This is a genomic window from Endozoicomonas sp. SCSIO W0465 (assembly GCF_023716865.1).
Lineage (GTDB): Bacteria > Pseudomonadota > Gammaproteobacteria > Pseudomonadales > Endozoicomonadaceae > Endozoicomonas.
The window spans coordinates 5,056,245-5,071,934 of record NZ_CP092417.1 but is presented as its reverse complement, the minus strand read 5'-3'; the positions used below and the strand labels follow the sequence as shown (position 1 = coordinate 5,071,934).

The window sequence follows — 15,690 nt, the reverse complement described above, 5'->3', positions numbered from 1 at the left end:
ATTTTTTAGTTAAGAAAGCTTTGTGAAAGGTTTATGAAATCGTCAGATCGTGTTGGTAGCCAGACCGGTGGCAACAAAATAGCAGCTCCCGAAAATGAGGTGGTAAACCATGTACATAAAACCGTGCTGCTGCATGAAGCTGTCGATGCGTTGCTGACTGATCCTTCCGGGGTATATGTTGATGGTACTTTTGGCAGGGGAGGACACAGTCGCCTGATTTTGAGTTCCCTGACCGAACAGGGTCGGCTGATTGGTATTGACAAAGATCCGGCGGCCATTGCCGCTGGTATCGAACTGAATCGTGAAGATGCACGGTTTTCCATTCATCATGGCTCTTTTACTGATGTTGATTCAGTGACCGATGACCAGTTGGTCGATGGGATTTTGCTGGATCTTGGTGTTTCTTCGCCCCAGCTGGATGATGCTGAAAGAGGTTTCAGTTTCTTGAATGAGGGGCCCCTGGATATGCGAATGAATCACCAGGATGGCGAAAGTGCCGCGGACTGGCTGGCACGGGCAGAAGAACAGGAGATCAGCCGGGTGATCTGGGAATACGGCGAAGATCGCTTTTCCCGGAGGATGGCCAGAGCCATTATCAGGGAAAGGGAAATTGAACCGATTCTGACTACCCGACGACTTGCCGATATTATTGCTGCGGCCTGCCCGACCAGAGAGAAGGGTAAGCATCCGGCTACCCGCGCGTTTCAGGCCATCAGAATCCACATCAACCATGAACTTGATGATCTGGTACTTTGCCTGGATCGGGCTCTGGAAAAATTGCAGCCGGGTGGTCGGCTTGTGGTTATCAGCTTTCACTCATTGGAAGACAGAATTGTAAAACGCTTTATCCGCAAGCATCAAAAGGGTGATGAGCTGCCAAGCTGGTTGCCGGTGACAGAAGATCAATTGAATCGGCGGATGAAAAGTCTGGGCAAGGCAATCAAACCTTCCAGACAGGAAGTGCAGGAAAATCCCAGGGCGCGAAGTGCCGTCATGCGCGTGGCAGAAAAACTGGTCTGATGATGGTGAATAGGCTTCTGGTGCGTATGCATCTCATTCGCTCACATGGGGCAGCCCTTTTGCTGTTGATATTGGTGGTATTGTCGGGACTGTCTGTGGGTTATGTTTCCTACGAGAATCGTCTTCTGCATAACCAGATACAGCAGGAACTTGAGAACAGAAACAGTGCGCAGGTTGAGTGGGGAAAGTTGTTGCTGGAACACAGCACACTGACATCTCCGGGGAAAATTGAAAAGGTTGCCAGGGAGAAACTGGGTATGGATGTGCCAAAGACCAGCCAGATAGAGATGGTTCTGCCATGATTCAGGGGCGGACTCGGGGGCAGAAGGTATCACAGCGAAACCGGCTGGCTGCAGAGAGTAAAGTGGGCAAGGGACGTGTGTTGATTGGCAGTGCTGTTAATCGTCTGATCCGGAAGTGGCGGTTGAAAATGCTGCAATCGGTTCTGCTGATCGCGGGTCTTGCCCTTGGTTACCGAATTATCGATTTGCAATTGCTGGATCGACAGTTTCTGCAAAATGAAGGTGATAAACGCTCAGTTCGCTATGAGTCGATTGCTGCACACAGGGGTGTGATTTTTGACCGGAATGGCGATCCGCTGGCTGTCAGCACCCCTGTCGTGACTATTTGGGCTGACCCTGAAGTGCTGCACCAGGCCAGTGATCGCTGGCAGATGCTGGCCCGGGAGCTGGGGGTTTCATATAAGTGGTTGTCCGATCGGGTGCAAGCTGCCAGGACCAGGGATTTTATCTACCTCAAGCGGCAGCTGACGCCGGAGCAGGGGGCAAAGGTCATGGCATTAAGAGTGCCGGGTGTCCGGGCCATTAATGAGCATCGGCGCTATTACCCTGCTGCCGAGGTGACCGCCCATCTGGTTGGTTTTACCAATATCGATGAGTCTGGTCAGGAAGGTCTGGAGTTGGCCTACAATGAGTGGTTGTCCGGTGAGCCCGGTCAGCGACGAGTGCTTAAGGACCGTAAGGGGCAGCTTGCCCGGCAGGCTGAGCTGATGAAAAGCGCCAGCCCCGGCAAGGAACTGATGCTCAGTATTGATCTGAGGCTTCAGTATATGGCTTACCGTGAGCTGAAAAAGGCGGTTGAGCTAAACAAGGCCAAGGCCGGGTCGTTGATTATGCTCGATGTCAAGACCGGTGAAGTGCTGGCGATGGTGAACCAGCCTGCCTACAACCCGAATAACCGGGCTGATATGCAAGCGCATAAAATGCGCAACCGGGTGGTGACGGATATGGTTGAGCCGGGGTCAACACTGAAACCTTTTGCGGTAGCTGCTGCCCTGGAGTCTGGTCAGTTTCACAAAGGCTCGGTGATTAATACCGCTCCCGGTTATCTGCGACTCGGCAGGGATCAGGTAAAGGATATCCGCAATTATGGCGCTATTGATGTAACCACTGTGCTGAGAAAATCCAGCAATGTCGGGGTATCAAAAATGGCTCTGGCGATTGGTCCGGATAAGGTGCTGGATTTGCTCCAGAGAGTTGGCCTTGGTCAAAGCACTGGAACCGGTTTTCCCGGGGAGAACCCGGGCTATTTACCTTTTCGGGATCGTTGGAGTGATATTGAGATTGCCACATTGTCGTTCGGTTATGGTTTGACGGTGACACCTTTGCAACTGGCTCAGGCTTATACCGTACTTGGTTCAGGTGGCATAATGCGCCCTGTCTCACTGATCAAGAGGGACGTTGTGCCCGATGGTATCCGGGTAATGGATCAGCAGGTTGCAGATGATCTGAGAAAAATGCTTCGTGAGGTCGTTCATGGTGGCACCGGTGGCCGGGCAATGATCGACGCGTTTGAGGTCGGGGGAAAAACCGGAACGGCCAGAAAGGTTGGGCCAAACGGATATATGAAGGATCGCTACACGGGCATGTTTGCCGGTTTGGCGCCGATTGATAATCCGCAGCTGGCGATGGTTGTTATTATTGATGACCCCACTGGAGAGCACTATTACGGCGGTTTGACTGCAGCACCGGTTTTTTCCAGAGTGGCGGCCGGGGCCCTTCGGTTGTTGGGGGTTGAACCGGCTGAGTCGGGAAATCCGGGTTCAGATCAGCGTATGGCATTTATTCCCTATGTGCCGGATCTGGATGATAAAAATTTGGATTCAGGTGGTTCCACACCGATGAATGAAGGTTAAAGCGAAAAGCAATGACTGCTGAGCAAGAGAATACTCTCAATGGCGTGCTTACCGAACTGCAGTTACCTGCTGTAGCGGTGGACAGGAAGCTGAATCATATGACCCTCGATAGTCGCAAGATTACCGGGGGTGAGTTATTTATTGCGATTCCCGGTATTCAGTCTGATGGCCGCAAATACATCGCCGAGGCACTGGAAAAAGGTGCTGCGGCGGTGCTGGTGGATGATAGCGAAGGGTACGATGTCTCTGCAGTAGCAGAGTATGAGTCTGTTTTTATTGTTCCGGGACTCAGTGCAAAAGTTGGGTTCCTTGCTCATCATTTTTATCGGCAACCTTCTGAGCTACTGAACATCATGGGTGTGACCGGAACCAATGGCAAAACCTCCTGTTGCTGGTTTATCGCTGAAATTCTCAGGCAGCTGGGAAAACCCTGTGCAGTGATGGGCACTGTGGGGCGGGGGTTGCCCGGACAGATGAAGGCTTCATTAAATACCACCAGTGACGTTGTTTCCCTGCAACAGTACCTGGGGCAGCTGGTTACTGATGGCGTGCAGGCGCTGGCTATGGAGGTTTCATCCCATGGGCTTGACCAGGGGCGGGTGTCAGGGGTCGCTTTTGAAGTGGCGCTGTTTACCCATATCAGCCGTGATCATCTTGATTATCACGGTTCCCTGGAGAACTACGCTGGGGCCAAGGCCAGATTGTTTTCGGAATGTAATTATCGTTATGCCGTTATTGGTAAAGATGATGCGTTTTCACCATTGATGCTTTCATCCTGTCCTGCGAGTGCCAATGTCACGACCTGGTCTCTGGAAGATGCTTCGGCAGATGTATATCTCAGTAGTATTGAGACGCTGCCACAGGGCTTCCGGGCAACCATTCATACGCCCTGGGGAGTTGGCAAGTTGAATACTTCATTACTGGGACGTTTTAACCTGGAAAATCTGTTGGCGATTGTTGCTGTGCTGGGGGTTCAGGGATATTCACTTGATCGCCTTCTGGCAGCCATTCCTGAGATTTCTGCCCCCCCCGGCAGGATGCAGCAGTTTGGTGGTGGTAACCAGCCTCTGGTGCTGGTTGATTATGCCCACACGCCGGATGCCATTGAGAGTGTGCTTTCTTCATTGCGTGAGCACCGTTCACAAATAAAGACAGAAATTAAGGGGTTTGTAAAAGATAGCGAACAAGGCGTCGGCAATATTGTCTGTATATATGGCTGTGGCGGTGACCGGGACAGGGGCAAGCGACCGTTGATGACGGCAGCCGCCCTGAAGGGGGCGGATAGGGCAGTGTTGACCAGTGATAACCCCAGAACAGAAGACCCCCTCAAGATCATCGCTGATGCGTTGGAAGATATTACCCCGGATGATCGTCGGCGTATTCAGGTTATTGCTGACCGGTCTGAAGCGATCCGTTCCACAATGGCTTCAGCCAGTGCGGGTGACATTATCGTGATCGCTGGCAAAGGGCATGAAGACTATCAGGAAATTCATGGTGTTCGACATCACTTCGATGATGCAGAGCAGGTACAGCTGGTATTCCAGTCTCAAGTCAGAAGCGTTCCTTTGCAGAATGTTCAAGGGGATGGGCGGGCATGATTAAATCGATGACCCTTTCTATGGTTGCCGGGATTGTTAAAGTCCAGTTAACTGATCATCCAAATGATGAGCTGCCAATCACCGGTGTTAGCATTGATACCCGAACGTTGCGAGCGGGTGATCTTTTTGTTGCCATTAAAGGTCCGCGTTTCGATGGGCACAATTACCTGAATCAGGCTCGGGCGGCGGGAGCGGTGGCTGCCCTGACTGAGCGATATATCAGTGGTGCCGCCCTGACTCAGATTGTGGTTGCAAACTCTGAACAAGCGCTTGGCCTGCTTGGAGCAGCGAACCGTAATCTCTTTAATGGATGTCTTGTCGGTGTTACCGGCTCGTGCGGCAAAACATCCGTTAAAGAGATGTTGCTGGCCATTTTCTCAGAAGCAGGTTCAACGCTGGCAACGGAAGGTAACCTCAATAATGCGCTGGGTACTCCATTAACACTGTTAAGAATCAACGAATCCCACCAGTTTGCGGTGGTTGAGATGGGCACCAGTTCGCCCGGCGAGATTGAATACATTGCTAATATGGGACGCCCTGACGTATCCGTAATCGTCAATGCTGCTGAAACCCATCTGGCTGATTTGAAAAGTGTTGAAGGGGTAGCCCGGGAAAAGGGTGTTATCCTGGATGCGCTGGCGGATGATGGCATTGCTGTCCTGAATATGGATGATCAGTTTTACGGCCAGTGGTGTGAACGGGTTCTGCAAAAGTCCGGTCGACGGATGATCAGCTTCAGTGCCCGGAATCCTGATGCGAACTGTTTTGCCAGTGATATCACGCCAAATGCTGAAGGCACTCGATTTACCTTGCATATTCGCAGGCAGAGTCAGCAGCAAGAGCAACGCTCGCTGCAGCTCTCATTCTGGGGGCGCTATCAGGTGGCTAATGCCTGTTGCGCTGCAGCGGTTGCACTCGCCTGTGGGTTGTCGCTGGACATTATTGCCCGGGGGCTGGAAAATGCCCGGCCTTATCAGCGGCGGGGACAGCGATTTGTTCACTCGTCCGGTGCGATTCTGATTGATGAAACGTACAATGCCAACCCGAAAGCAACGCTGGCAGCGGTGGAGCAGCTGGCAGATTGTGGTGGCAGAACCATCATGGTGCTGGGGGATATGCTGGATCTGGGTGATATATCCGATGAACGTCATCGGGACATTGGCCGCTATGCAAAAGCACTGGGTATTCAGCAGTTTTTGAGTTTCGGGCCTTCTGCACGCCTGGCCAGTGAAGCCTTTGGCAGCGGTCAGCACTTCGAGGATAAGAACGAGTTGATTGGCTTTCTGAATGAGCAGCTTCACGACGGTTATAACAGCGGTGTTAATAGTGAAAATACCGCTGTCATGGTGAAAGGATCAAGAGGGATGAAGATGTTGGACATTATCCAGGCTCTGATTGGGTCTGATTACAAGGGAGATGCCTGATGCTGGTTTGGCTGGCCGATTACTTAGCCCAGTATTACCATGGATTTCTGGTGTTCAAGTACCTCACGTTAAGAGGTATTTTCGGGGTCCTCACGGCTCTGGCCATGAGCTTATGGGTTGGGCCTCACTTTATTCGCAAGTTGAGTTTTTACCAGATTGGCCAGGCTGTCCGTGATGATGGTCCGCAAAGCCATTTAAGCAAGGCTGGCACTCCTACGATGGGTGGTGCCCTGATCCTTATCTGTATCGCCATCAGTACCTTGCTCTGGGCAGATTTGAGCAATCGCTATGTCTGGGTTGTGCTGATCGTTACCGGTATTTTCGGTGCTGTTGGCTGGGTGGATGATTACCGGAAAGTGGTAGAAAAGAACTCCCGGGGGCTGCCGGCCCGCTGGAAAATGTTCTGGCAATCGGTTGCGGGCCTGGGGGCAGCGCTTTTCCTGTTTTTTACCGCGCCATCGGCAACAGAAACAACCCTGATCATTCCCTTCTTCAAAAACGCAACGCTGCAGCTTGGGCCATTTTTTGTGGTTCTGGCCTACCTGACCATTGTCGGTTCCAGTAATGCCGTCAATCTGACGGATGGCCTGGATGGTCTTGCTATTCTGCCCACCGTTATGGTGGCTTCAGCCCTGGCGGTTTTTGCTTATCTGAGTGGTCATGCAACGTTTGCCCAGTACCTGCTGATTCCTGCCGTGCCGGGCGCCGGAGAGCTGATGGTATTTTGTGCGGCCATCGCCGGGGCAGGCCTTGGATTCCTCTGGTTTAACACCTACCCGGCCCAGGTATTTATGGGTGATGTGGGCGCACTTGCGCTGGGTGCTGCCATCGGGGTCGTCGCGGTGATCGTCCGCCAGGAAATCGTGTTGATCATTATGGGCGGCGTTTTTGTTATGGAAACGGTCTCGGTCATTCTGCAGGTGGGCTCCTACAAGCTTACCGGTCGTCGTATATTTCGCATGGCACCATTGCACCATCACTTTGAGTTGAAAGGGTGGCCTGAGCCCCGGGTCATTGTGCGTTTCTGGATTATTACCATTGTGCTGGTTCTGATTGGGCTGGCGTCTTTGAAAATTCGCTAACGGGTTTTATGGGTAACGGGATTGTGACAAGAAGCACTCTTGTTAAGAAAACAGCAGCGGAGTCAGCAGGCAACGAGCCATCAGGGCTGATTGGCTCGAGCTGTCATCGGGTGATTATCGGTCTTGGTAAGACCGGGTTGTCCTGTGCCCGTTATCTTTATCGCCAGGGTTTACCGTTCAGAATTGTTGATACCCGGGAAAAGCCACCGGGTGAAGCTGAGTGCCGCCAGCTGTTTCCGGACATCCCCCTTCATACCGGTGGCTTTAATGAACCGTGGTTAATGGCTGCCGATGAGTTGGTGGTCAGTCCGGGTATCGCTCTGTCCGAGCCGACGATTGCCAGGGCAATTGACAATGGCGCTATTGCCATTGGTGATATTGAACTGTTTTGTCGGGCGGTCAATGCTTCCCCGGCTTTCTCGCAAAAAAAGAAACCACTCGTTGCCATCACCGGCTCCAATGGCAAAAGCACAGTGACCACGCTGGTTGGTGAAATGGTCAGCTATTCAGGGCTTAACCCAGGCGTAGGGGGCAATATCGGAACGCCAGCACTTGATTTGCTGGATGACGACAGTATTGATGTTTACGTTCTGGAGCTTTCCAGCTTCCAGTTGGAAACAACACATAGCCTCAGGGCAACGGCAGCGACGGTTCTGAATCTGAGTCCGGACCATATGGATCGTTACCCGACGCTGGTTGAATACCATCAGGCCAAGCAGCGTATTTACAAAGGGTGTGGAACCGCCGTATTTAACCGGGATGATCCTCTTACTTCACCCCTGCTGCCGGTCACGGCCGGAGCTGTGACATTTACCGGCGGGTCTCCGGATCTTGGACAGATGGGGCTCCTTTCTGACGATGATGGCGTCTGGCTGAGCAAAGGGCTGGAAAAGCTGATAAATACCCGGCAGATGAAACTCAAGGGACGTCACAATTACTTGAATGCCCTCGCAGCTTTGGCCCTGGGTGAGGCGATAGGCCTTGATGCCAGTGCCATGTTCGAAGCGCTGATGGCATTTCCCGGGTTGAAACACCGTTGCCAATGGCTGGGTGAGCAGAATGGCGTTGCCTGGTTTAATGACTCCAAAGCGACCAATGTCGGAGCCTCCGTTGCCGCTATTGAAGGTCTGGGTGAAGGGCTTGAAGGCAAGGTCATTCTGATTGCCGGCGGTGATGGTAAAGGTGCCGATTTCTCGGGCTTGAAGCCGGCGGTCGAGCGTTACGTCCGCCACCTGATTTTGATTGGACGTGATGGGCCTGCCATTGAGCAGGCAATGAAAGAGGGAGTAGACATTTGCAAGGCTGCCAGTCTGGAGGATGCCGTCAGTCTTTCAGCGGCGTTGGCCAAACAAGGCGATGCGGTGCTGCTGGCACCAGCCTGTGCCAGTTTTGATATGTTCAACAGCTTTGAGCATCGCGGTGATCGATTTGCAGAGCTGGTCAATGGTTTGATTTTATGCTGAAACGGGTTCGACACAGCTTTCTCACAGAGAAAGAGTCTTTGGAACAGGATGCGCCAATGTCCGCGAATGTCGACATGGTTCTGTTCGCAGCTGTGCTTGCTCTGCTGGCCATCGGTCTGGTGATGGTGGGTTCAGCCTCCATGGATGTTTCCAGTGCTACCTTTGGGGATCCACTGAGAGTTGTCTTTAAGCAGTTGCTGTTTATGGTGGTGGGGCTGATTGCCATGGGCACCATGATGCTTGTGCCTGTCAGCCGGATTGAGCAGATGAGCTGGGTGGGTTTGCTGGTTGCCTTTTTTCTGCTGGTACTGGTTCTGATTGTGGGGCGGGAAATTAATGGCAGTGTCCGCTGGATTCCTCTTGGCTTCTTTAACCTGCAAGCCTCAGAGGTCGCCAAGCTCTGTGTGGTGATTTATCTGGCGGGATACCTGGTGAGGCATCTTGATGAAGTACGTACGCGCTGGAGTGGTTTTATCAAGCCCATGTTATTGATGGTCGGGCTGGCTTTGCTCCTGTTGGCGGAGCCCGATCTGGGTGCGCTGGTGGTGCTGACTGTGGCGGTGATGGGGATGATCTTCATGGCGGGTGCCCGTTTCCACCAGTTTCTGGTGATGATTGCTACAGTGGTTATCCTGATTGGCCTGATGATCTGGATGGAGCCTTATCGTATGGCTCGTATCACCTCTTATATGGACCCATGGGCCCATGCTTTTGGCAGTGGTTATCAGTTAACTCAGGCATTGATCGCTTTTGGTCGCGGTGCCTGGTTTGGTGAAGGGCTGGGCAATAGTATCCAGAAGCTGTTTTACCTGCCAGAGGCGCACACGGATTTTGTCTTTGCCGTATTGGCAGAAGAATTTGGCGTCATTGGATCGTTGCTGCTGCTTGGGCTGTTCCTGTTTGTTGCATGGCGATCACTGCAGCTGGGCTCAAGAGCAGAATCCAAAGGTATGCTATTCCATGGTTTTGTTGCTTATGGTATTGCGTTGCTTTTTGCCAGTCAGGCCCTGATTAATATTGGTGTGAATACCGGTTTGCTGCCTACTAAAGGGCTGGCCTTACCCATGATCAGCTATGGCGGCAGCAGTTTAATCGTTAACTGTCTGGCATTTGGTATTTTGTTGCGAATTGATTTTGAACGTCGACTGACTAAAGCCATAGAGGCTAAGCCTGTTGCCGGGCGAAAGGCTAAAGAGCGAAAGGCGTGTGAAGCCGCTGGAGGTAATAACTATGGCTGAGCAGGAACCTCTGGTGATCATTATGGCAGGCGGTACCGGTGGGCATATCTTTCCTGGACTTGCCACAGCCAGAGGGCTGATTAAGCAGGGTTATCGTGTTCACTGGTTAGGAACACCCGGCAGTATGGAAGCGGAACTGGTACCCGGACATGGTATTGATATCAGCTTTATTCCAGTCACTGGCTTGCGGGGAAAAGGGTTGAGTTTTCTGTTGCAAGCCCCCTGGCGTCTGGCCGTTTCATTATTCAAAGCGGTTCGGGTTCTGAGAGAATATCGACCGGTTTGTGTTGTTGGCATGGGTGGCTATGTAACAGGACCGGGTGGTGTGGCTGCCAGGTTGCTGGGAATTCCGTTGGTGATTCATGAACAAAATGCTGTTGCCGGTTTTACCAATAAACTGCTGGCCAGGATTGCTACCCGTGTGCTTGAAGCGTTTCCGGGAACCTTTGCAGGTCTTTCTTCAGGTATTAACAGGAAAATTAACAGGGAAATTAACAGGAAAGTTGTGCTGACCGGGAATCCGGTGCGCCCGGAGATTGTAGCCGTTCCTGCTAATTTACCTCACAATCCCTTACGGCTGCTGGTTGTGGGGGGGAGCCGGGGAGCTCTGGCGATCAACCAGATGATCCCTCAGGTCCTGCAAAACTGTGGTGATCAGATTGAGGTCTGGCACCAGACCGGTAAGGGAACCTTTGAGCAGTGCCGGGAAGATTACCGGCAACTCGGCGTTTCCGGCCGGGTAGAGCCGTTTATTGATGATATGGCTCAGGCTTATGAGTGGGCGGATCTGGTACTCTGCCGTTCCGGCGCACTAACCATCGCAGAACTGGCAGCGGCCGGAAAACCGGGAATTCTGGTGCCTTTCCCCTATGCGGTGGATGATCATCAGACAGTTAATGGGCGCTACCTTGTCGATAGAGGTGCAGCCCTGATGGTTCAGCAAAACGATTTGGACGTGGACGGTTTGACAACAATGATTCTGGAGCTGGCAGATAATCCTGAACAGCTTGAACAAATGGCTTCATCAGCAAGAACCGCCAGTTTGCCACAGGCGACTGATGACGTGGTCAGGCTCTGTCTTGAGGCAGCTGGTAAGGAGGTCTCTTATGCCTGATGTAAAGAGTCGAATTCCCGTTGTGGCGGTACCGGAGATGAGACGTATCCGCAAAATCCATTTTGTGGGTATTGGTGGTTCTGGCATGTGCGGTATTGCCGAGGTGCTTCTGAATCAGGGTTATGAAATCTCTGGTTCAGATATCCGTGCATCATCTGTTACTGAACGTCTTGAGGGGCTGGGCATAGAGGTATTTATTGGTCATCGTGCCGGGAATGTGGCCAATGCAGATGTCATTGTTACCTCAACGGCGGTTGCCGGTGATAACCCTGAAGTGACTGAGGCAGAGCGTCGTCGGCTGCCCATCGTTCCCCGTGCCCAGATGCTGGCTGAGTTAATGCGCTATCGACACGGTATTGCGGTGGCTGGCACTCATGGTAAGACCACGACGACCAGTTTACTGGCTTCGGTTCTGGGATTCAGTGGCATGGATCCGAACTTTGTGATTGGTGGCAGACTCAATTCAGCTGGCACCAATGCAAAGTTGGGCGGAAGCCGCTACCTGGTTGCTGAAGCGGATGAGTCCGATGCCTCTTTTCTTCATTTACAGCCGATGGTTTCCATTGTCACCAATATTGATGCTGACCACATGTCTACCTACGACGGTGACTTTGGCAAGCTGAAAAAGACGTTTATCGATTTCCTGCACAATTTGCCTTTTTACGGCGTGGCTATTGTCTGTATCGACTGTCCAGTGGTCAGGGAACTGCTGCCGGAAATCAAGCGACAGGTGATTACTTATGGTTTCAGTGAAGATGCGGATTACCGGGCAGTGAATGTCCATCAGCGGGGAATGACAACCACGTTTGACCTGATTCGTCGCAGTAATCCAGAAGAAGTCAATCCAGTAGAACCCAATGCTGAAGAACCCCCTGTGACCATTGAACTTGGGATTCCGGGGCGACATAACGTACTCAACGCTCTTGCCACTTTTGCAACGGCTTCTGATGAAGGCATTCCCGATCAGGTGATAGCAGAAGGCCTGAGTCGTTTCGACGGTGTTGATCGGCGTTTCCAGGTGCTCGGGAAGTTGCATACCCGGGTTGGTGAAGTGATGCTGGTTGATGACTATGGCCACCACCCGACCGAAGTGGATGCGACGATCAAAGCGGTCCGTGATGGCTGGGATGACAAGCGACTGGTGATGATTTACCAGCCACATCGTTTCTCACGAACCCGTGACCTGTATGAAGATTTTGTCGATGTGCTTTCCAGGGTTGATGTTCTTCTGTTAATGGAAGTGTATCCTGCCGGAGAAGAGTCCATTGCGGGGGCGGATAGTCGCTCATTGTGCCGGAGTATCCGGCAACGTGGATTGGTTGATCCGATATTTATTGCCCGTCCTGAGGAAGTTGAGTCAGTGTTGGCTGGTGTGCTTCAGGATGGTGACTTGCTGTTGGCTCAGGGAGCCGGGGATATCGGCGCACTGGCTCTCAGGCTGGCCAGTGGCGAGCTGATGCAGTCAGCAGAATAGTAAAGTTACGAATTGAATAGAAAAGGGACACAGTGCATGAAGTACGACCGGAGTTGTGATCAATTGGATCCAAAGGCTTTTGGCAGGGTTGCTGTACTTTTTGGTGGTAACTCCGCAGAAAGGGAAGTGAGCTTAACCAGTGGTGAGCGTATTTATGCCGCCTTAAACCGGCAGGGTGTGAAATGCCAGCTAATAGATGCCTGTGAGAATGTTGTTGAGCAGCTCCAGCAATATGCTCCTGACTATGCCTTTATTGCGTTGCATGGTGGGAAAGGAGAAGACGGGACGATACAGGGGTTGCTGGAAACCATGGGCATTCCTTACCCGGGTAGTGGTGTCATGGCCTCCGCTTTGGCAATGGATAAATACCGTTGCAAACTGCTATGGCAATCCATTGGGCTGCCAACACCTGAGTTTGCCCTGGTTATGGGTGTTGATCATCTTGGCCATGCGGAGTCTCTATTGCCGGCTTTTGTTAAGCCAAGTATGGAAGGCTCCAGTGTTGGAGTGACCCGGGTTGAACGCAGAGAAGATCTGGAAGCTGCCTGCGAGCGTGCAGGGCAGCACAAAGGTCCTGTCCTGGTGGAAACGTTTATTGATGGGCCAGAGTTTACCGTTGGCATTCTTAATGGGCAGGCGCTTCCGGCGATCAGAATTGAGGCAGAGGGTGAATTTTATGATTACCAGGCCAAGTATCTGTCGGATAATACCCGATACTCAATTCCCTGTGGCCTGACTCCGGTTAAGGAACAGGAACTCCAGGCAGTCGCTCTCACTGCCTTTGAGGCTCTGGGATGTTCTGGCTGGGGACGTGTTGATTTTATGCAGGATCAGCAGGGGCGATTCTGGTTGCTGGAGGTGAATACCATTCCGGGGATGACAGATCATAGTTTGCTGCCTATGGCTGCAGCTGATGCCGGGATATCTTTCGATGAACTGGTTATTGAGATATTGAAAACAGCGGATGTCTGATAGAACAAGGTTTTCTGTTTCAGCCAGGCGACCGGAGGAGGTGCGTGGCGCGTCCCGATGGGATGTACGACAAGGTGCTGGCAGGAGAAAGAAAACGCTGTCGTGGAAGAAAACTCTGCCGTGGAAAAGGGTGCTACAGGTGTTAGTCTCTCTTTCTCTGTTGACAGGGTTGGTGGTCTCGACCCCATGGTTGATGAGCTGGTTGAATCAGCCGATAGCACGAGTGGAAGTACATGCAGGCTTTGAGTATCTATCCAGGGAGCAGGTAGAGAAACTATTGCATACTCATTTACAGGAGCGTTTTTTTGCCCTGGATTTGAGCCGGATACAACAGGTTTTGATGGAAATGCCCTGGGTTAAGGGTGCCTCGGTTCGACGACACTGGCCTGATAGTATTCAGGTAAGCCTGGAAGAGCAGCAGCCGGTGGCAAGGTGGGGTAGCAACTACCTGATCAGTAATGAAGGTGAGGTGTTTGCTCCAGACGATATTACCGCTTTTGCCGCAATGCCGGTTCTGGATGGTCCTGACGAGATGGCGGTTGAGGTGATGCAGCAGTACCTGGCGATCAGTCAGTTGCTCAGGCCCATGGGGCTTAAGCTGACGAAACTGAAGCGCAGTAATAGTGGCTCATGGCGCTTTACCGTTGGGCATGTTGAGGTCAATATTGGTCGTGACAGAGGGAATGGAAAGGCTACAGCGTTTTGTCCGGCTTTATCATGCCAAGCTGGAGTCTCGCTGGAATCAGGTAAGGCGCGTGGATTTGCGCTATTTGAACGGTGCTTCGGTTGCCTGGGGTGAGACTCTTGTTAAAGCGAGGTCTAGGTAAGTCAGGCTCAGATTGATGATGGATAGAGAAGTTTGGGAAGATTGATGCCATGACAGCGGCAGATAATGGAAGATTGATCGTCGGGTTGGATATAGGTACCTCAAAAGTGGTGGCTATTGTCGGAGAACTCAACGCTGAGGGTGACATTGAGGTCATCGGCATTGGCTCGCATGTTTCCCGTGGGCTTAAGCGTGGTGTCGTGGTTAATATTGACTCTACGGTTCATGCCATTAAGAGAGCGGTTGAAGAAGCTGAGCTGATGGCGGGCTGCCAGATTCATTCGGTTTATGCGGGTATTGCCGGAAATCATATCAAGAGCCTTAATTCTCACGGCATTGTGGCAATACGTGAGCGTGAAGTGACTGGTGCCGATATCGACCGGGTTATTGATGCCGCTCAGGCGGTTGCGATCCCTGCAGATCAGCGGATTTTGCATATTCTTCCACAGGAGTATGCCATCGATAACCAGGAGGGCGTTAAAGAGCCTCAGGGTATGTCTGGTGTCCGGTTGGAGGCCAAGGTGCATCTGGTGACTTGTGCAGTGAATGCGGCCCAGAATATTGAGAACTGCATCCGTCGCTGCGGCCTGGAAGTCGACGATATTATTCTTGAGCAGCTGGCTTCAAGTTATTCGGTGCTTTCAGAAGATGAGAAAGAGCTGGGTGTTTGTCTGGTGGATATCGGTGGTGGCACTACCGACATTGCCATCTTTACCGATGGTGCCATTCGCCATACGGCGGTGATTCCCATTGCGGGAGATCAGGTCACCAATGATATTGCCATGGCCTTGCGCACACCGACGCAAAACGCAGAGGACATAAAGATTAAATATGCCTGTGCTCTGGCTCAGCTGGCTGGAGCCGATGAAACCATTAAAGTTCCCAGTGTTGGCGATCGGCCGCCCAGGGAGCTTTCCAGGCAGGCATTGGCAGAAGTGGTAGAACCCCGTTATGACGAGTTATTTACGTTAATTAATGCCGAGATCAGGCGCAGTGGTTTCGAGGACCTGATACCCGCAGGCATAGTATTGACGGGTGGCACTTCCAAGATTGAGGGTGCTATTGAGCTGGCAGAAGAGATTTTCCACATGCCGGTCAGACTGGGTGTGCCGCAGTTAGTAAAAGGGTTGAGTGACGTGGTCAGTAATCCTGTTTATTCAACAGGTGTTGGATTATTGCACTATGGTCAAAAAATGCAGAAAGACGGGTTGAAAAAATCGATCGCCAGTAAGCCTCAGGATGCTGGATTGATTGACAAGATGAAGCGTTGGTTTCAGAACTTCTAATAACCGGTTTTGTGGCAGCGCAGGTTTTCGGTAATGGT

The 15,690-nt window shown here is 52.0% G+C and carries 13 protein-coding genes; all 13 read left to right on the top strand.

Features of this window, described 5'->3' with window-relative positions; translation table 11 throughout:
- The first annotated feature begins 33 nt into the window (after window positions 1-33).
- Entirely contained in the window at window positions 34-1,020 is a 987-nt protein-coding gene (rsmH, locus tag MJO57_RS22625; protein WP_252018937.1) for a 16S rRNA (cytosine(1402)-N(4))-methyltransferase RsmH, read from the top strand.
- Window positions 1,020-1,322, top strand: coding sequence for a cell division protein FtsL (ftsL, locus tag MJO57_RS22620; RefSeq protein ID WP_252018935.1), 303 nt, complete (start codon window positions 1,020-1,022; stop codon window positions 1,320-1,322). Before rsmH ends, ftsL begins: the two co-directional genes overlap by 1 nt.
- Window positions 1,319-3,175 (top strand): penicillin-binding protein 2, encoded by a 1,857-nt coding sequence (locus MJO57_RS22615; RefSeq protein ID WP_252018933.1) that lies wholly within the window; start codon window positions 1,319-1,321, stop codon window positions 3,173-3,175. Before ftsL ends, MJO57_RS22615 begins: the two co-directional genes overlap by 4 nt.
- An 11-nt stretch (window positions 3,176-3,186) precedes the next feature.
- Window positions 3,187-4,773, top strand: a complete 1,587-nt coding sequence (locus tag MJO57_RS22610; RefSeq protein ID WP_252018931.1) for a UDP-N-acetylmuramoyl-L-alanyl-D-glutamate--2,6-diaminopimelate ligase — start codon at window positions 3,187-3,189, stop codon at window positions 4,771-4,773.
- A complete protein-coding gene (gene murF, locus MJO57_RS22605) occupies window positions 4,770-6,197 on the top strand; it encodes a UDP-N-acetylmuramoyl-tripeptide--D-alanyl-D-alanine ligase (RefSeq protein ID WP_252018929.1) in 1,428 nt (475 codons plus the stop codon). Before MJO57_RS22610 ends, murF begins: the two co-directional genes overlap by 4 nt.
- The gene (gene mraY / locus MJO57_RS22600) at window positions 6,197-7,279 is read left to right on the top strand and encodes a phospho-N-acetylmuramoyl-pentapeptide-transferase (RefSeq protein ID WP_252018927.1); all 1,083 of its coding nucleotides are present in this window, start codon (window positions 6,197-6,199) and stop codon (window positions 7,277-7,279) included. Before murF ends, mraY begins: the two co-directional genes overlap by 1 nt.
- A gap of 8 nt (window positions 7,280-7,287) precedes the next feature.
- Window positions 7,288-8,742: a UDP-N-acetylmuramoyl-L-alanine--D-glutamate ligase gene (gene murD, locus MJO57_RS22595; protein WP_252018925.1), complete on the top strand. Its 1,455-nt coding sequence runs from the start codon at window positions 7,288-7,290 to the stop codon at window positions 8,740-8,742.
- Between the two features lie 56 nt (window positions 8,743-8,798).
- Window positions 8,799-9,980 carry a putative lipid II flippase FtsW gene (gene ftsW / locus MJO57_RS22590; protein WP_252018924.1) on the top strand — a complete coding sequence of 394 codons (1,182 nt, stop codon included), beginning with the start codon at window positions 8,799-8,801 and terminating at the stop codon, window positions 9,978-9,980.
- Window positions 9,973-11,094 (top strand): undecaprenyldiphospho-muramoylpentapeptide beta-N-acetylglucosaminyltransferase, encoded by a 1,122-nt coding sequence (gene murG, locus MJO57_RS22585; protein WP_252018923.1) that lies wholly within the window; start codon window positions 9,973-9,975, stop codon window positions 11,092-11,094. Before ftsW ends, murG begins: the two co-directional genes overlap by 8 nt.
- Window positions 11,087-12,568: a UDP-N-acetylmuramate--L-alanine ligase gene (murC, locus tag MJO57_RS22580; RefSeq protein ID WP_252018922.1), complete on the top strand. Its 1,482-nt coding sequence runs from the start codon at window positions 11,087-11,089 to the stop codon at window positions 12,566-12,568. The genes murG and murC overlap by 8 nt, the downstream gene beginning before the upstream one ends.
- A gap of 36 nt (window positions 12,569-12,604) precedes the next feature.
- A complete protein-coding gene (locus MJO57_RS22575; RefSeq protein WP_252018921.1) occupies window positions 12,605-13,540 on the top strand; it encodes a D-alanine--D-alanine ligase in 936 nt (311 codons plus the stop codon).
- A 40-nt stretch (window positions 13,541-13,580) separates the two neighbouring features.
- Window positions 13,581-14,339, top strand: a complete 759-nt coding sequence (locus MJO57_RS22570) for a cell division protein FtsQ/DivIB (RefSeq protein WP_252018920.1) — start codon at window positions 13,581-13,583, stop codon at window positions 14,337-14,339.
- A gap of 77 nt (window positions 14,340-14,416) precedes the next feature.
- Window positions 14,417-15,652, top strand: coding sequence for a cell division protein FtsA (ftsA, locus tag MJO57_RS22565; RefSeq protein WP_252018919.1), 1,236 nt, complete (start codon window positions 14,417-14,419; stop codon window positions 15,650-15,652).
- Window positions 15,653-15,690: the final 38 nt, after the last annotated feature.